The following is a 17,301-nucleotide window of genomic DNA, read 5'->3' as shown; positions in this document are numbered from 1 at the left end:
ACGAGCTTTCTGCCCCGCTCGTCACACGCACATCCTTCCCTATCCCACAGACCACCGGCGACCACCGCCCCCACCCTGTGGACAACTCATCCAAGAAATAACGTGTTCAAGGTCGCCGCTTGGTGTTCAAGGTCGCCGCTTCTGGCCGGTCGAGGGGGTGCGGGGGCGCTACGAGGGGGAGAGGCGCCGGGGTTGGGGGACTCAGGAAATGCGGCGCGCCCGGCCGCTGGACCGGGCGCGCTAGGGGGCGGAGTACGGGTCAGGCGGCGTCGAGGACTAGTTCGGCCTCGGCCTCGGTTTCAGCGGCTGTACGGGTGGGGCGCATGAGGGTGCAGGCGATTAGGACGGCGGTGGCTACTAGTAGGCCGGCTACGGCGAAGGAGAGGTGGAAGCCGCTGGTGAGGGCTTCGAGGACGGGCTTGCCGGCGGTGGTCAGGGTTTCGGTGCGGGTGGCGGAGAGGGTGGCCAGGATGGCCAGGCCGAGGGCGGCGCCTACCTCGCCCATGGTGCCGATCAGGCCGGAGGCGAGGCCGGCGTCTTCGGGCTTCACGTCGGCCATCGACAGGCCCATCAGGGCGGGGAAGCAGACTCCGCCGCCGAGGCCGAGCAGGAAGAGGACCGGCATCACGTGGATGAAGTAGTTGCCGTTGACAGGAGCCTGGGTGAAGAGCGCGAGGCCGATCACGATCAGGACCAGCCCGCCGATCAGCGGCCGGCGCGGTCCGAAGCGCATCACCAGCTTCTCGGAGTACTTCACCGACAGCAGCCCCATCACCAGCGTCGTCGGCAGGAACGCCAGCCCGATCTCCAGGGCGTCGTACCCGAGAACGCGCTGCAGGTAGAGCGACCCGAGGAAGAAGATCCCGAACATCCCCGCCGAGGACAGTGCCTGGATCAGGTTGGCCCCGGTCAGCGTCCGCGACCGGAAGATCCGCAACGGCACCAGCGGGTTGGCGGCGGTTGCCTCCCGCACGACGAAGCAGGCCAGCAGCGTCAGCGTCAGCATCGACAGCGCGATGCTCCGGGGAGCGGTCCAACCGAGCTCGGCCGCCGGCTTCACGATCGTGAACACGCCGACCATCAGTGCCGAGGTGATCAGCACAGCACCCGGTACGTCGGTACCGCGCCCGAACCCGATCCCCTTGTCCTTCTCGATCACGCGCACGGCCAGCAGTGCGGTGACGACCCCGATCGGCAGGTTCACGAAGAAGATCCAGTGCCAGCTGATCGCCTGCGTCAGCACGCCACCCGCCAGCAGACCGATCGACCCACCGGCCGACGCGACGAAGGCGAAGACGCCGATCGCCTTGGCCTGCTCGCGCGGTTCGGGGAACAGCGTCACGATCATGCCCAGGATGACGGCCGAGGTGAGCGCCCCGCCGACGCCCTGCAGGAACCGGGCGGCGATCAGCAAAGTCGCGGAGGAAGCGAGCCCGCAGAGCACGGACGCGACGGTGAAGACGATCAGGCCGCTGACGAAGATGGTCCGCCGCCCGAGCAGGTCGCCGAGCCGTCCGGCCAGGAGCAAGAGGCCACCGAAGGCGATCAGGTACGCGTTCACCACCCACGCGAGGCTGGAGCTGCTGAAGCCGAGGTCGTCCTGGATGGCCGGCAGTGCCACGTTCACGATCGTCACGTCGAGAACGATCATCAGCATGCCCGCGCAGAGGACGTAGAGAGCAAGCCAGCGCGAGCGGCCGCCCTGGGTGGCCGGCGTCGTCACCGGGGTGTCGGTCGTCGCGTACATATCGGGGTACTCCTTCTGGTCCGGTAGGGGCCTTACACACCTACGTCGAACCAGCAGGGCTCAGATTGACACGTCTGGAGAATCTTTTTTCGCCGGTACGGTCCGGCTGCGCGAGATCCAGTAGCCGATCAGCGCCGGAACCAGCCCGGAGCCGATCGCGAACAGGGTCGGCAACTGGCTGACCAAGGCGAACCAAGTGAACAAACCGATCACGCCACCGGCCACCCCGAGCGAGCGCCGCAGCAGGAAGAGGTTCGCCTCGCGGAACAGACTCTTGGGCGTGCTGTCCTCGGGAGCGGCGGGCAGGACGGCGAGCGCGCTGAGGTACAGCCCGACGATCATGCCGGTCAGTGGGATCAGGATGACCAGCGCGACGACCCGGATCGGGCCGTTCGCGTTCGCCCAGAAGATCAGCCCGAAGGCGAGCGCGATGCTGCCGAAGTACAGGGCCAGACCGGACAGCCAGAAGCGCGGGAAGGCCCACCTGAACTGGCGGAAGAAGCGCCGCAGCAGCTGCGGATGCTCCTGGCTGAGGGCATCCGGCAGCACCCGCTGGAACGCGAACGCCGCGGGGTAGAGGGTGACGATGCCGAGGCTGAGGACCAGGAAGACGATCTGCAGCATCAGCAGGTCACCGACCACCGACAGCTTCGACAGCACGGCGTTGGTCCGGCCGGCTCCAGTGCCGGTTCCACCGGTCTCGCTCACGCGTTCTCCCTCACCTCGAAGCTCATGATCGTATGATCACAAACAATCACATCCGGATCACCGTCCCCGGAGGACCGCATGCTCGCACCGGAACGCCACGAGCTGATCCTGCGCAGCCTGCGCCGGCACGGCCGGCTGCGGGTGGCCGAACTGGCGGCCGAGCTGGGCGTTTCCGCGATCACAGTACGCCGGGACCTCGCCGAACTGGACACGGCCGGACTCCTGCGCCGGGTCCACGGCGGCGCCGTCGGCACCACGCCGGCCCCCGGCCGCAGCAGCCAGAGCGGCAATCAGCCAACCATCGGCATCATCGTCCCGAGCTCGACCTTCTACTACACCGACGTCATCCGCGGCGCCGAGGCGACGGCCGACCGGTACGGCGCCCGCCTGGTGCTCGGCGTCTCCGGGTACGACGTCGCCGTCGAGCGCGAGCGCCTCGAGAAGGTGCTCAGCATCGGGGTCGCCGGGCTGCTCCTCAGTACTGCGCTCGGCGACGGCCGTGCCGCCGAGATCAGCCGGACGCTGGACTCGATCGACGTGCCGGTCGTGCTGATGGAGCGGGCGTTCGGGTTCCCGGATGTCGGGCGTGAATACGACCACGTACGGACGGATCACGCGTACGGCGCGATGCTCGCGCTGCGTCATCTCGTCTCGCTCGGCCATCGGCGGATCGGGATCAACCTGAACGCCAGCGTTACGGCGTACTGGTTGCGGCAGGGCATCACCCAGGCGGCGGAGTCGCTCGGGGTGGAGCTGTTCATCTCGCCGGTCGCGCTGCCGGCTCGTGGTGAGGACCCGACCACGCTCGCCCAGCACGACAAGTTCCTGGCTGAATGCGAGGCGTTCGGTGCCCGGGCCGCGCTGGTTCACTCTGACGAACACGCCGCGCGACTGACCGAGCGGGCGATGGAACGCGGGCTGCGGATCCCGGACGACTTCGCGATCGTGGCGTACAACGACGAGACCGCCGCACTGGCCGTCATCCCGCTGACCGCCGTCTGTCCGCCGAAGCTCAGGCTCGGTGAGGCCGCCTGCGAACTGCTCCTCCGCAAGCTCCGGACGCCCCCCGATCAGGCCTCGGCGACCCAGCATTTGAGCCTCCTGCCGGAACTCCGCGTCCGCGAGTCCTGTGGGGCGGCACTAGCTGATCGAATTTGATCATTCGAGCGCTGGGGTATTGACGGGAAAGCCCTTTCCCCATACTTTCGCTGCACTCGGTGGTCTGGTCGTCACGTAGCTGGCGCCGGTCCCGCCCGTCAGCGAAGGAGTTCCCCTGTGAGACGTGGTGCCCGGAGTGGATTGGTGGTGCTGGCCGCCGTGCTCGGCCTCGCCGCCAGCAGTTGTGGCAACGGGGTGATCGACAAGTCCACGGACGGTGTCCCGCCGGCCGAGGCGACCGGCACGTTGCGGGTGCTGATCCCGTCCTTCCCGCCCAGTACGAAGGGGCGAGAAGAGTTCGACAAGGTCGTCGCGGACTTCAACAAGGCCTATCCGAAGATGAAGGTCGAGCCGGACTTCGCGACGTACGGCAACCTGAACGAGAAGATGTCGACCTCGATCGCGGCCGGCATCCCGTACGACGTGATGGTCACCGGCGTCGGCTGGATCCAGCCGTTCGCGTCGAAGCGGATCTTCGCCGACCTGGCGCCGTACGGGGTCACGCCGGACGTGATCAAGGAGAAGAGCATCGGCGCGATGGTCCCGGCGGCGACGTACGACGGCAAGCTCTACGCCTACCCGGTGGTCGCCGACGCCCGCGCCGTCGCGTTGCGGATCAGCGCCTTCAAGGAGGCCGGCCTCGACCCGGACAAGCCGCCGACGAATCTCGAAGAGCTGAAGGCCGCCGCGGAGAAGCTGACCAAGCGCAACGACAAGGGCACCATCACCCGGTCGGGGTTCGACCTGGCCGCGCCGACCAGCTTCCGGCAGACCTACACCACCCTGCTCGCCTCCACCGGCACCAACCTGTACGTCGACGGCCAGCCGAACTACGACAACGACAAGGGCCTCGAGGTCCTCAACTGGCTGAAGTCGATGATCAACCACGTCCAGCCGTACGGGCAGCAGAACGCGGCCCAGCAACCCCTCGTGCTGTCTGGTGATGCCGCGATGGGGATCGTCGGCGGCGCGGTCGACTGTTCCGACAAGGGGATCGGCCAGAAGAACTGCGACGACCTCAAGTTCTTCCGTTTCGACAACGGCAAGGAGGTCGAGTTCGTCGGTGGCGACCTGGCCTCGATCGGCTCCCGCAGCCGGCACAAGGAAGCGGCCTGGTCGTTCATCCAGTCGCTCACCAAGCCGAGTTCGGTCGACGCGATCGCCAAGCTGAACCGCAAGATCCCGGCGTACAAGGACGCGGTCAACTCGCCCCAGGCGCAGTCGAACCCGCTGAGCAAGTTCGTCGCCGGCGGTCTGGAGCTCGCCATCTACGAGGGCGGCTCGGCCAACTGGCTGGAGATGCGGGCCAATTTCGACTCCCAGCTCACCCAGGCGGTCCTCGGACAGAAGGATCCCGCCAAGGTGCTGGCCAACCTGGCAGGACAGTCCCGATGAGCGCAACCCTCGAACGTGCCACCCCTGCGGTCAGTACGAAGCGTTCGGCCGCCCCGGCCAAGGACAGCCGCAAGCTGATCCGCGGCCAGGTCCGGGCCGGCTGGGTGCTGCTGGCGCCCGCCCTGCTGCACTCTGGAATCTTCATCGTGATCCCGGTGGTCGCCGCGATCACCTTGAGCTTCACCGACTACAGCTTCGGCGACTCCTGGTCCTGGGTGGGCTTCACCAACTACACCGACCTGTTCCGCGACCAGGACTTCCTGGCCGCGCTGAAGAACACGATCCTGTACGCCGTCGTCGTGATCCCGCTGTCGATGGCGATCTCGCTCGCGGTCGCGATGGGGCTGAACCAGAAGATCAAGGCGATCGGCTTCTTCCGGACCGCCTTCTACCTGCCGACCGTCACCGCGACGGTGGCGATCGCGACCATCTGGCTGTGGATCTACAACCCGGGCTCGGGTCTGGCGAACGGCTTCCTGAGCCTGTTCGGCTTCGCCCCCGGCCGCTGGCTGTCCGACCCGAACACGGCCCTGCCGTCGCTGATGGTGGTCGGCATCTGGCAGGGGCTCGGCACGAAGATCATCATCTATCTGGCCGCCCTGCAAGGCGTTTCGCGGGATCTGCTCGAGTCGGCCGCGCTGGACGGCGCGAACCGCTGGCAGAAGTTCGTCAACGTGACCTGGCCGGCGCTGGGGCCGGTGCAGTTCTTCGTCCTGGTCACCTCGATCGTCGGCACCTTCCAGGTCTTCGACCTGGTCTACGTGATGACCAAGGGCGGTCCCGGTACCGAGACGACGGTGCTGGTGCTGGATATCTATCAGAACGCGTTCCAGGCCCTGCGACTCGGTGCAGCGTCCGCCGAGACGGTCATCATGATGATCCTGATCGCGGCGTTCATCGGGCTCGGACGCCTGCTCCAGAAGGCGGATGTCAATGACTAGCGCAACGCTGACCGGTCCCATCGTCGGTACCAAGCCGCCGGGTCTGCGGCCCGGCCGGGTGCTGCTGTACGTCGCGCTGAGCATCGGCGCGCTGCTGATGATCACGCCGTTCCTGTGGATGGTGCTGACCGCCTTCAAGAGCGACCTGGAGATCGCCAAGTTCTCCTGGCTGCCGGGCGAGCTGCGCTGGCACAACTTCGTCGAGGCGATGCAGACCGCGCCGTTCCTGCGGTACTTCCGCAACAGCCTGTTCATCGCGGTCGGCGAGACGGCCTTCACCCTGGCGGTCTGTACGACGGCCGGCTACGCGCTGGCCAAGTTGCCGATCCGCGGCTCAAAGGCACTGCTCAGCTACTTCATCCTGCTGCTGCTCGTGCCGTTCCAGATCATCTTGGTACCGCTGTTCCTGATCGTGAAGTCGATCCCGCTGTTCGGCGGCAACAACATCATCGGCCAGGGCGGCATCGGCTGGCTCAACTCCTGGTGGGGACTCATCATCCCGCTCGGCGCCGCGCCGCTGTTCACCTTCCTGGCCAGGCAGTTCTACGTCTCCATCCCGAACGAGCTGGCCCAGGCGGCCCGGGTCGACGGGCTGGGCGAGTTCGGCATCTTCTGGCGGATCATGACGCCGCTGGTGAAGCCGGCCCTGATCACCATCTGCGTCTTCCAGATCGAGGCGGCCTGGAACGGCTTCCTCTGGCCGCTGATGATCACGACGTCGGACTCGATGCGGCCGCTGCAACTGGGACTGGCGATCTTCGCCCAGAACCCGGCAGAGATCCAGTGGCCGTACCTGATGGCCGGCACGGCGCTCGCGACGCTGCCGATGATCGTGATGTTCGTCTTCGCCCAGAAGCGCTTCGTCGAAGGCATGGCCAACGTGGGAATCAAGGGCTAGAAAGCCGAAAAGGCCCCCTCCGCAGGTGCTCACCCCGCCCCGGGCGAGCACCTGCTGGGGCCCCCTCCAAACCACCGGCGATTCCGAAGAACCACCGGAGCGTCCACTTGCCCCCCTCAAGACCAGGACGTCTCAACCTTTTATCGTCACAACCTGAGGGCCGTTACACCTTTCTCCACAATTTCCCCGATCCCCCGCACTTTTTCCGTTCCGGCCGCCTTTCGGCCGCAATTCCACTACGGCTGGAATCGGTCGTATAACTCTCTGTGACGACAATCCGAAAATCTTCGTACTCCGGATTGGCCGGCGGCCGCGGCGGGCACCGGCCGATCGATGCGAGTCCTGACGATGAACGTCCAGCACGATCAGGGCGATCCGCGCCGGACCGCCCTGATCAACGCTGAACTCCGCCGCGCGTCCCCCGACATCGCGACCTTCCAAGAGGTCTGCCACCCCGGCACCCAACTCGCGGAACTGACGGCCGGTACCGGGCTGATCCACACCACTTCGCAACATGAGCTGATCGCGCCGGTCGGCGTCGGCCATGGCACGGTCGTCGCCACCCGATGGCCGCATCGGGTCGTCGACGTCGATGAGCATCGCGGCGATCCACACTGGTGGACGGTCGCGGTCGCGGTCGACGTACCGGACGGAGGCGAACAGCTCCTCATCGTGCCCACCACCCCGTGGCGACCCGAACACGAGCAAGCCCGCCTCCAGCAGGCGCACGAAATCACCGCGCTGGATGCCAGGCACCACACGGCGTCGCCGACGGTCGTCGCCGGTGATTTCAACGCAGCGCCGGACTCGCCGACCATGAGCTATCTCCTCCGGTACTACGAGGACGCCTGGTCCGCGACGACCGATGCACCCGGGTACACCTGGACGGTCGACAACCCGGTCGCGGCGGCCGAAATCCTCCGGCTACTCGGAGAAACCGAGCACCGTCGCCGCATCGACTACATCCTCACCCTGGCACCGATCAGCGCAGCTCGTCTGATCGGCGCCACCCCCGTCGAAAACATCTGGCTCAGCGACCACTACGGAGTACTGGCCGACCTCCGTTGAACTCTTCAGGAGAGGTGGGTGTGCACGATGCCCGGGATCAACGCGGCCGGGTCCGCGTCCAGAAGAGCCAGGGCGTTGGTGATGGTGAGGGTTGCGAGGCCGTGGAGGTTGGTCCAGAGGGTGATGGTTCGGGTGGGGGCGTCGGCGGCGCCGGTTTGTTCGATCAGGGTGGTGATGGTGGCCAGCAGGGGGAGTGAGGTCTGACGGAGGTTGCCGCCCGCGCCTTCGAGCAGGTCGTGGCGGAAGATGAGTTGGAACATCGCCGGGCGGGTGCGGGCGAAGGCCAGGTAGCGGACGCCCAACTCGATCAGCTGCTCCTCGGCGGAGCCGGCCGCTGTCGGCGTACCGAGGTCTCTTGCCAGATCGGCGAGACCGGTGGCGGCGATGGCTGCCAGCAAGGCGTTGTGGGTTGGGAAGTAGCGGCGAGGTGCGCCGTGCGAGACGCCGGTCCGCCGAGTGATCGCCCGCAACGAGAGCTCGGCCAGCCCTTCGGTTTCGAGCAGCTCGACACCGGCCACGACGAGTCGGTCGCGCAATGAGTCCACGACAGACATTGTGACCCGCTTGCTGGTTAATCTCTTCCCTGTGACTGCCGGGTCGGCCTCGAGCCATACACGAGTAGGGCACCCGGCTGCTCTCTGAGCGGCGGCGGGGGCGTTCGCGGGCCCCCTTCATCTCTGCGTTTCTCCGGTCCTGAGATTTCACTTCAGCCAGAAAGCAGACAGAACCCTGTCCGACTTCACCCAGCAGCTCATCGAGGAGTTCCGCGCGAACGACGGCCGCGTCGGCGGCCAGTTCGAAGATGCGCGATTGTTGCTCCTGACAACGACCGGCGCCCGCACCGGTCTGCCCCGGACGGCGATCCTCGGGTACTACCCCGACACCACCGACCGCGTCCTGGTCGTCGGCTCGGCCGGCGGCGGCCCCAAGCACCCCGGCTGGTACCACAACCTGCTCGCCAACCCCGCGTGCACGGTCGAGACCGGCCTCTTCACCTACCCCGCCACAGCCCTCGTACTACGAGACGCCGAGCGCACCGAAACCTTCGCCCGACTGGCCGCGGCCGACCCCGGCTGGGCGAAGTACCAGGCGAACACCACCCGAACCATCCCGGTCGTGGCCCTCGTCAGCGCGACAACCGGCCCGCCTGGCGAACGTACCGGCTCGATCGCCGACCTACTCCTGAAGATCCACGAAGCCTTCCGCCGCGAACTCACCCTGATCCGCAAGGAAGTCCTGACCACCGGCGCCACCACAACCCTCGGCGCCCAACTCAGAATCAACTGCCTCAAACTCTGCCAGGGCCTCCACAACCACCACAGCGGCGAGTCCCAGGGCATCTTCCCCGCGGTCCTGGCCCAACACCCCGAAGCAGCCGAAACCATCAACCGCCTCCAAGCCGAACACGACACCATCGCCACCCTCCTCGACGACCTCCAATCCCTCCTCGCCACAGCCACCCCCGCTGCCATCGCCCCGGAACTGGACCGCCTGACCAAAGCCCTCCTCGACCACCTGGCCCACGAGGAAGCCCAGCTGCTTCCTTTGCTCGGCGGCTGACCCCGTCCTTCCGGCTGGCCGTCAGTGCTGTTGTGATGGCCCTGACGACCAGTCGGAGGAGGCGCGCATGCAGGTTGGTGGGATTCGGGTGGATGCGGTGAGTGACGGGACGTTCGTCGTGCATCCGAAGTACTTCGGAGAGGATGTCGGGCCGTCTGCGTTTTTTGGGCGGGCTGGGTTCGCCTGGTTGCCGATCGGGTGTTTTCTGGTTCGGACCGGGGAGCGGACGATTCTGGTCGATGCGGGGCTGGGGCCGGATCAGGATGAGTTGGCGCAGGGGATGCGGCTGGTTGGCGGGCAGTTGTTCGTCGGGCTGGGGGCGTTGGGGGTGGCGGCCGGGGACATCACCGACGTCGTGGTGACGCATTTTCATACCGACCATGTGGGGTGGCTCTTCGATCTGGCGGCCGAGCCGGTTTTTCCGAACGCGATGATCTGGTACGGAGCGGCGGACTGGGACTACTTCGTCAACGGGCCGGGTGATATCCGGGCGCATATTCGGGACGGGTTCCTGGCGCATGCCGATCGGCAGCATCCACTGACGCATGACACAGCGGTCGCGGCGGGCGTCAGCGTCGTACTGACTCCGGGGCATACGCCGGGGCATCTGTGCCTGGAGGTTGCCTCGGGCAATGAGGCTTTGCTGCTTGTGGGGGACGCGATCACGTGTCCGATTCAGTTGGCCGAGCCGAGTTGGCATTCCTATGGTGACGTTGACGCCGCGGCCGCGCAGCGCAGTCGGGACCGGCTCTGGGAGCGGATGCGGAGTACGCCGGGGGTGGGTGCGCATTTCCCGGGGCTGGCCGCCGGCCGGGTGAGCTCCGGCATCGAGTGGGTCACAGGCTGAATCTCGGTCTGGTCCGGAACGGCCTTCTGTGCTTAACCTCGAAAGAAGGGGAGTGGGGTCCAGGGGGGAACCATGGTCCGGAGGGTGTTGTTTCTTGCTGTCGTTTTGTCGGTGATCAGTTCGGTACTGACCGCAACCGCTGTGGTGAGCGCCAATGTGACCGTCACCGCGTCCACAGGGTCGCCGACGACCCTGACCTATCGCGGAACGATCACCCGCGCGGGCGTACTGCGAGACGTCGTCATGGCGGTGCCTCCCGGATCGACTGGCAGGATCACCTCCGTGAACGGCACGGTGACGACGGCGTCGCCCGGTGTACTTCGCTGGCGTCCGGCCAAGCCGATCGCTGTCGCTGTCGGCGCCAGACTCGCCATCCCGCTGTACGGCCTACGCTTGCCGAGCGGCGGCCCCTGGAGCCTTGTTTTCAAGGCGACGGGGACAACCGGGGCAGTACTGTCCTCAGGCAGCGGCATATTGGGGCTGCAGGCAACCGTCCCGCCGGCGGCGGTGAAGATCATCGCCACCAATCCGATTCCAGGGCAGACGACGACGCTCACCTACGCCGGTACGGTGGGGCGGGCCGGCGTGCTGAGCTCGGTGCGGATGCAGTTGCCGGCCGGCGCATCGGGCGCCGTCACGAGTATCAACGGAACGCTGGCCACCTCCGGCGGATACGCCACCTGGAGGCCACGAGCACCGCTCTCGGTCAAGGCCGGCGCCCGCTTGTCGATCCCGGTCAACGGGCTCGTACTGTCCAAGTACGGCGGAATTCTCACGCTGGCGATGTCCGCGTCGACCTCGACGGGCACGGCGCTGATGTCCGGATCCACGACCCTCGCCCTGATCGCTCCACCGGCCGCGATGCCTGCCATACCGCCCGGATCGCTCCCGGGAGGCCGTGCGGGATGTCCGGCGAACTGGCCGGCCACAGCTACCGAAAACGCGAAGACCGGGACCGCCGACTGGGTGATCCCGCCCTCGATGAACGGTGCGCTCGCCGCGTACCTCACCCAGACGTCCGCGACCTGCGGCGACATCGTCGGCCTGAAGGTGACGTCGGGCGACCCGGTCAGCGTCGTCGCCTACCGGATGGGCTACTACCAAGGCTTGGGCGCTCGAGAGATCTGGCGACAAGATGGCGTGCCGACCGTGATCCAACCGGATCCGACCACAGGCGGCACGGACAACGGCCACGACTTGCGGATGACGTCGGCGGCGCACTGGTCGATGACTACGACCATTCCGATCGATGGCACATGGGTGCCCGGCACCTATCTAGTCAAGGTCAGCGGCGGCGGCGTCGCGTCGTACGCGCCGCTGACGATCCGCGACGACAGCGGGGCGAAGCACGATCTGCTCATCCAGCAGGCCACGGCGACCTGGCAGGCGTACAACAACTACGGCGGCGTGAGCTTCTACACCAGCCTGGCCACCGGCTCGGGCCGGCTGACCTTCGACCGCCCGTACGCCGAGGGGCAGGGCTCGGGCCAGTTCCTTCCGCTCGAGCAGGGGCTGGTGTTCTGGGCCGAGTCGAAGGGGCTCGACGTCACGTACTGGACCGACGAGGACCTGGATGCCTTCGGGGGGCAGGTGGCTGATCGGGCCAGGACCGTCTTCCTGCCTGGGCATGACGAGTACTACTCGTTGCGGATGCGGGCGGCTTTGAGTCAGGCGATTGCGGCTGGGGTCAATGTGGCCAACCTCGGCGCCAATACGGCGTACCGGCGGATCACCTATACCGACGACAGCAGGCGGGCCTGGGACATCGACCGCTACACGGCCGGTTACACCTCGACTACCTGGCGGTACCTGGGTGATGGCTATGCGTCGCAGCCGTTGCTCGGCGCGGAGTACATCTGCGCCGTCGTCGGCAACACCCTGACGACCACGAACGGTTGGCTCTTCGACGGAGTCGAACCAGGCACGGACCTGCCCGGATTCGTCGCGGGCGAGGTCGACTACGTCCAGCCGGGTCTCTACCAGCAGGCGGGACAGGCGATCGTGGCGTCCGCTACCGGAGCCTGCCGGACGAGCGGCCAGGCGACACCGATGCACGTGACGACCTATACGGCGCCGTCCGGGGCTCGGGTCCTCAACGGCTCGACCTTCGCATATGGCTGCTTCCTGGTCGCGCGATGTCCGTCCAACTGGGCAGTCCCCGCGCCATCGGTGACCTCCCAGCAAGCGGTCGGCGCGATGGTCGCGAACATCGCCGAATGGGTGAGTCGCGGCGACCTCGTCGTACCGATCGACACCGCGAAGCTCCGCGCCGCAGTACCGAAGCAGGCCCTCGCAACGGCCAGTCAGCCATAGGGCGTTTCGGGTGCAGGTGCGCGGGCACTGGGGATTGATGACGACGGCTGGCGTGGTGGTGCGGACGCGGGGGTGGCGGCTGCTGCGTGGGGTCCTCGCGATGGCGGTGTTCGCGCTGCCGGTGCTGGTGCTCGGGTTCGCGGTGCGGCAGCAGTTCGATCCGTTGATCGATCTGGACAACTCGGCGATCGGGCGGGCGACCAGCTTCTCCGTGCGGCACGGGCTGGTGACGGCGTTGGAGGTCGTGCAGGCGATCAGCCAGCCGGTCTGCGTCTACGCCGTCTCGCTCGTCGTGGTGATCTGGGCGTGGCGGGCCAGGAAGTTGAAGGGCAGGGCGTTGTGGGCGGGCGTCACGATGATGGCCGGCTGGTCGATCGGGGCGCTGGCCAAGCTCGTCGTTCAGCGGGAGCGGCCGATCGTCGACGATTCGGTTCCGCATGCCCAGGGGTACTCGTTTCCCTCGGGTCACGTCCTCAACATCACCTTGGCGGCCAGCGTCCTGGTGTTCTTGTTGTGGCCGTTGCTGTCGGTGGCCGGCCGGCGGATCGGGACGGCGGTGGCTGCCCTCGTGGTGGTCGCCGTCGGTCTGGACCGGATCTTCATCGGCGCCCATTTCCCGTCCGACGTGGTCGCGGGATTCATCCTCGGCGTAGGGATCGTGTACTCATCATGGATCGGTTTCATCGGCAAGACGGCAGCGACCTCCTCACCCGGGCCGTCGCACCCTGCGTAGGGCTGGGTGGCGTGATCGTCGGCTTCGGGTTCGCCTTGAAGGGCCCGCTCGACGGGTTGTCGCACTCCGAGGAGGCGGTCAACAAGGACCTCGCGAACCAACGCGACGGTACCTGGAACACGATCACGCTGATCTGGTCGCACATCGGCAATACGGAATCGGTCATCGGTGTCTGCATCATCGTCGCGGCCATCCTGTTGTGGCGGACCCGTGACTGGCGGTTCGCCGCAGTACCGGTGCTGGCGATCGCCATGCAGGGCCTGATCTTCCTGATCGCCTCCCAGGTCGTCGGCCGGCAACGCCCCGAGGTCGAGAAACTCGACCCCTCACCCCCGACGGGCAGCTACCCCAGCGGCCATACCGGCGCCTCCACCGGCCTGTACCTGTCGTTCGCCCTGCTGGCCCTGGCCATTCACCGCGCCTGGCTCCGAACCCTGACGATCATCGTCTGTCTGTGCATGCCCCTACTGGTCGCCTACGCCCGCCTCTACAGAGGCATGCACCACCCGACAGACATCGCCGCTGCCTTCCTCAACGGCATCGTGTGCGCCCTGATCGCCTACGCCTGGTACCGCCACCGCACCAGGTCGTTGGCCCTACGAAGCAACCTCAAAGAGTTTGTCTAGCTGGTTGTTGAGTTTGGTGAGGGATGAGACGGGTGAGCTGCCGATGTAGACGGCGTCCAGGCGGGGTGCCATCAAGGCGGTGATGTCGGCGGCGTTGGTGGTCACCGGGAAGAGGAACGTCGTTTTGTCCTTCACCTGCTGGGTGAACGGGGTGACGTCGAGTTTGCGTTCGGTCTTGTTGTAGTTGATGGCCAGGTCGGTGCCGGCCGGACGGGCCGGGAAGACGACGCCGGATTGGCCGATGATGTTCTGGCATTGCTCGCCGGACAGGAACTTCACCCACTTGGCCGCGTTCTCGGGCTGCTTCGACAAGGTGGTGACCGAGTCGGCCAGGCCGTTGAACATCGACGCCCGCTTGCCGCTCGGGCCGATCGGCGTCGGTGCCAGCCCGATGTCGAGTTTCTTGCCCTTGGCGTCGGTCAGCTTGGTGAAGGTGGAGATCATCCACGACCCGCTGAGCCCCATCGCGGCCGTCCCGGACTGGATCTGCTTGTCGGTGCCGACGGAGTTGGTACCACCGATCTCGGCGTAGCTGGGCATGTAGCCCTTGTTCACCAACCCGAAGTACCAGCTGAGCGTGTCCTGCAGCGACGGCTGGTCGAGGTTGAACTTCGTGCCCCACGGGTTCTTGTCCGTTGCCTGCCACCCGGCGCTGCCGGCGAAAGCGGACCACTGGGTCTGCCCCCAACCGCCACCGCCCGAGCCCTCGGCGGACAGCCCGTGCATCTTGACGTGCTCCTTGTCGAAGCCCGGCTCGTCACCGCGCTTGCCGTTCACGTCGACGGTCAGATGCGCGACCAGCTTCTCGAAACTACCGCCGTCGGTGGGGTTCCAGCTGAGGTTCTGCAGCTCCGACGGATCAACACCGGCCGCTTTCAGAACGGCCTTGTCGTAGAAGATGGCGATCGTGTCCCAGTCCTTCGGAGCGCCGTAACGCTTACCGTCCTGGCCTTTCCACAACTCCGCCAGACCTTCCTGGTAGTCGCTGTCCTGGATATCGGCAGTCGGCGCCAGGTCGTCGAGCGGGCGAAGTACCTTCAAATCAACGAACTGCGCGAACTTCGACAGATGATCGGTGAACACGTCCGGCGCGGTGTCGGCGATGAAGCCCGCGGTCAGCTTCGACCAGTACGTGTCCCACCCGTACTGCGAGATGTGGATCTTCAGGTCGGGATTCTCCTGATGAAAAGCGTCGGCGCATTTCTGGTACCCCGGCTGCTGCGCCGAGTCCCACAGCCAGTACTCGATCGTGCCGTTCGTGCTCGAGCCCCCACCGCCGCTGCACGCCGTCAGCGTGCTCGCGGTCAGGATGACGCCGACGGCAGCTGCCCGGATCCGTTGCCTGATAGTCGTCATGGCGTCCTCACTTGATCCCGCTGAAGCCGATGGAGTTGACGATGCGCTTGGCGAAGATCATGAACAGCAAGAGCATCGGAAGGGCGGCGACCAGCGTGGCCGCCATCAGCCCGGACCAGTCCGGCCCGGTCTGCGGGGTCTGCGACTTGAAGACGCCGAGCGCCACGGTCAGTACCCGGGACTTGTCGGTGTAGCTGACCAGCAGCGCCCAGAAGTACTCGTTCCAGGACGCGATGTAGGTCAGGATCGCCAGCGTCGTGATCGGCGCCACCGACATCGGCAGGATCAGCGTGAAGAACACCCTGGTCTTCGAGGCGCCGTCGATCAGCGCCGCCTCCTCCACCTCGCGCGAGATGCCGAGGAAGAACTGGCGCAGGAAGAACACCGCGAACGGCGTCATGAACATCGTCGGCAACGCGATCCCGAGCAGCGTGTCCACCAGGCCAAGCTGCTTGATCAGCACGAAGTTGGGCAGCAGCGTGAAGATCGACGGGATCATCAGGCCGGCCAGGAAGAACGCGAACACCCGCTCGCGGTACTTCCACTGCAACCGCGCGAACGCGTACGCCGCCATCGCGGAGAAGAACACCTGTCCCGCGGTGATCAGGGTGGAGACGACGACCGAGTTGAACAGGTACCGCCAGAAGTGGATCTCCTGGCCGGCGCCGCCCGCGTCGATCGCGGCCTGCCCGGTCTGCAGGCCGAAGACCCGCTCGAACCCACCGAGGGACGGCTGCACGGGCAGGGCGCTGTCGCCCCCGGCGTACAGGGCGTTGTTGCTGGACAGGGCCGTGCGCAGCATCCAGTAGAAGGGGAAGAGGCTGACCAGGATCACCAGGATCATGAACGTCCAGGCCAGGCCGCGGCCGATGCTGAACCGACGTGGCGGAGCTGGGGGCGGTACGTCGTCTGCCGGCAGAGCGACGGACGGGGTGCTGTCGAGAATGATGCTCATGCTCGCCTCCTCAGGCCAGGTCGGACGAGTCGGCCCGGGTCAACCGGTACTGGACGAAGGTGATCGCCATCAGGACGAGCAGCAGCGCGACCGACATGGCCGACGCGTAGCCGAACTGGAACCGGCCGAACGCGATGTCGTAGATGTAGAACTGCAGCACCCGCGACGAGTCGACGGGTCCACCGCGAGTCGTGACGGCGACCGTGTCGAAGACCTGGAACGAGCCGATCACGGTGATGATCAGGACCAGCGACAGGATCGGCCGCAGCAGCGGCACGGTGAGGTGGCGGAACATCCGGACCTCGCTCGCGCCGTCGATCTTGCCGGCCTCGTAGACCGTGTTCGGGATGGTCTGCAGCCCGGCGAAGATCAGCAGCGCGGTGTAGCCGAGGTGCCGCCAGACGTTGATCAGCGCGATCGTCGGGATCACCCAGGTGTCGGAGGACAGGAACGGGATCTGGTCGATCCCGATCGCACCGAGCAGCTTGTTCCCGATGCCGAGCTGGTAGTCGAGGATCCAGAGGAAGACCATCGCGGCGACCACGTTCGAGACCAGGTACGGCGTCAGGACGATGCCGCGCAGCCAGGTCTTCTGGGTCAGCCGCTGCATCATCACGGCGATCACCAGCGCCAGCACGGTCTGGATGCCGATGTTGAGGACCACGTAGTACAAGGTCACCTTCAACGCGTTCCAGAACACCGGGTCCTGGACCATCCGGACGTAGTTGTCCAGGCCGTTGAACTCCGCCGGCGTGAGCAGGTTGAACTTGGTGAAGCTCAGATAGATCCCACGCAGGGTCGGCCAGACCATGAAGACCAGGAAGCCGATCAGGGCGGGCAGGATGAAGAGCAGGGCGAGGCGCGTGTCGTCACGCGCCCCGCCCCGGGTACGACGAGCGGGTGCCGCCGTGGGCGGCGTCGTACTGGCCATGTTGTCTCCTTCGCCGGTACTACGGCACGCGCCGGCGACAGAGAGCGACCACCTGAATCATGCCT

General features: G+C 66.5%; 16 protein-coding genes. 10 read left to right on the top strand and 6 right to left on the bottom strand.

From position 1 onward, the window contains the following. Nucleotides 1-259: 259 nt before the first annotated feature. Nucleotides 260-1,747: a DHA2 family efflux MFS transporter permease subunit gene (locus tag ABD768_RS25505; protein ID WP_344844679.1), complete on the bottom strand. Its 1,488-nt coding sequence runs from the start codon at nt 1,745-1,747 to the stop codon at nt 260-262. A gap of 60 nt (nt 1,748-1,807) precedes the next feature. Further along, nucleotides 1,808-2,455, bottom strand: a complete 648-nt coding sequence (locus ABD768_RS25500) for a DUF624 domain-containing protein (RefSeq protein ID WP_344844677.1) — start codon at nt 2,453-2,455, stop codon at nt 1,808-1,810. A 78-nt stretch (nt 2,456-2,533) separates the two neighbouring features. On the opposite strand from ABD768_RS25500, the gene ABD768_RS25495 reads away from it, so the two are divergent. The 5 genes from ABD768_RS25495 to ABD768_RS25475 all read left to right on the top strand — a co-directional run bounded on the left by ABD768_RS25495 (nt 2,534) and on the right by ABD768_RS25475 (nt 7,915). Then, a complete protein-coding gene (locus ABD768_RS25495; protein ID WP_344844674.1) occupies nt 2,534-3,613 on the top strand; it encodes a substrate-binding domain-containing protein in 1,080 nt (359 codons plus the stop codon). 117 nt (nt 3,614-3,730) lie between these two features. Then, nucleotides 3,731-5,008 (top strand): extracellular solute-binding protein, encoded by a 1,278-nt coding sequence (locus ABD768_RS25490; RefSeq protein ID WP_343967266.1) that lies wholly within the window; start codon nt 3,731-3,733, stop codon nt 5,006-5,008. Further along, a complete protein-coding gene (locus tag ABD768_RS25485; protein ID WP_344844671.1) occupies nt 5,005-5,949 on the top strand; it encodes a carbohydrate ABC transporter permease in 945 nt (314 codons plus the stop codon). The genes ABD768_RS25490 and ABD768_RS25485 overlap by 4 nt, the downstream gene beginning before the upstream one ends. Further along, complete coding sequence (locus ABD768_RS25480; RefSeq protein WP_343967270.1) at nt 5,942-6,847, top strand: carbohydrate ABC transporter permease; 906 nt, start codon at nt 5,942-5,944, stop codon at nt 6,845-6,847. Before ABD768_RS25485 ends, ABD768_RS25480 begins: the two co-directional genes overlap by 8 nt. Nucleotides 6,848-7,180: 333 nt before the next feature. Further along, entirely contained in the window at nt 7,181-7,915 is a 735-nt protein-coding gene (locus tag ABD768_RS25475; protein ID WP_344844669.1) for an endonuclease/exonuclease/phosphatase family protein, read from the top strand. A 5-nt stretch (nt 7,916-7,920) separates the two neighbouring features. Here the strand turns inward: ABD768_RS25475 and ABD768_RS25470 are convergent, their stop codons facing one another. After that, nucleotides 7,921-8,460 (bottom strand): TetR/AcrR family transcriptional regulator, encoded by a 540-nt coding sequence (locus ABD768_RS25470; protein WP_344844666.1) that lies wholly within the window; start codon nt 8,458-8,460, stop codon nt 7,921-7,923. A 148-nt stretch (nt 8,461-8,608) separates the two neighbouring features. Here ABD768_RS25470 and ABD768_RS25465 point away from each other — a divergent pair, with 148 nt between their 5' ends. The 5 genes from ABD768_RS25465 (at nt 8,609) to ABD768_RS25445 (ending at nt 13,994) form a co-directional block, all read left to right on the top strand. Continuing rightward, nucleotides 8,609-9,475, top strand: coding sequence for a nitroreductase/quinone reductase family protein (locus ABD768_RS25465; protein WP_344845313.1), 867 nt, complete (start codon nt 8,609-8,611; stop codon nt 9,473-9,475). 67 nt (nt 9,476-9,542) lie between these two features. Further along, on the top strand, nt 9,543-10,322 hold the full coding sequence (locus ABD768_RS25460; RefSeq protein WP_344844663.1) for an MBL fold metallo-hydrolase: 780 nt from the start codon (nt 9,543-9,545) through the stop codon (nt 10,320-10,322). 84 nt (nt 10,323-10,406) lie between these two features. Beyond that, entirely contained in the window at nt 10,407-12,635 is a 2,229-nt protein-coding gene (locus ABD768_RS25455; protein WP_344844660.1) for a N,N-dimethylformamidase beta subunit family domain-containing protein, read from the top strand. Between the two features lie 37 nt (nt 12,636-12,672). Further along, the gene (locus tag ABD768_RS25450; protein ID WP_344844659.1) at nt 12,673-13,368 is read left to right on the top strand and encodes a phosphatase PAP2 family protein; all 696 of its coding nucleotides are present in this window, start codon (nt 12,673-12,675) and stop codon (nt 13,366-13,368) included. Then, nucleotides 13,305-13,994 (top strand): phosphatase PAP2 family protein, encoded by a 690-nt coding sequence (locus ABD768_RS25445; RefSeq protein WP_343967285.1) that lies wholly within the window; start codon nt 13,305-13,307, stop codon nt 13,992-13,994. Before ABD768_RS25450 ends, ABD768_RS25445 begins: the two co-directional genes overlap by 64 nt. Here the strand turns inward: ABD768_RS25445 and ABD768_RS25440 are convergent. From ABD768_RS25440 to ABD768_RS25430, 3 genes are read right to left on the bottom strand one after another with little or no spacing between them, the layout of a single operon-like run. Continuing rightward, nucleotides 13,965-15,350: an ABC transporter substrate-binding protein gene (locus ABD768_RS25440; RefSeq protein ID WP_344844657.1), complete on the bottom strand. Its 1,386-nt coding sequence runs from the start codon at nt 15,348-15,350 to the stop codon at nt 13,965-13,967. The two genes, ABD768_RS25445 and ABD768_RS25440, sit on opposite strands and share 30 nt — an antisense overlap. Before the next feature lie 7 nt (nt 15,351-15,357). After that, entirely contained in the window at nt 15,358-16,305 is a 948-nt protein-coding gene (locus ABD768_RS25435; RefSeq protein WP_344844654.1) for a carbohydrate ABC transporter permease, read from the bottom strand. Nucleotides 16,306-16,315: 10 nt separating this feature from the next. Then, nucleotides 16,316-17,236, bottom strand: coding sequence for a carbohydrate ABC transporter permease (locus tag ABD768_RS25430; protein ID WP_343967291.1), 921 nt, complete (start codon nt 17,234-17,236; stop codon nt 16,316-16,318). Nucleotides 17,237-17,301: the final 65 nt, after the last annotated feature.

The sequence above is a fragment of the Kribbella ginsengisoli genome (genome assembly GCF_039537185.1).
Classification (GTDB): domain Bacteria; phylum Actinomycetota; class Actinomycetes; order Propionibacteriales; family Kribbellaceae; genus Kribbella; species Kribbella koreensis.
Note: the sequence above shows the minus strand (reverse complement) of the source record. Positions and strands in the feature narration are given on the sequence as shown.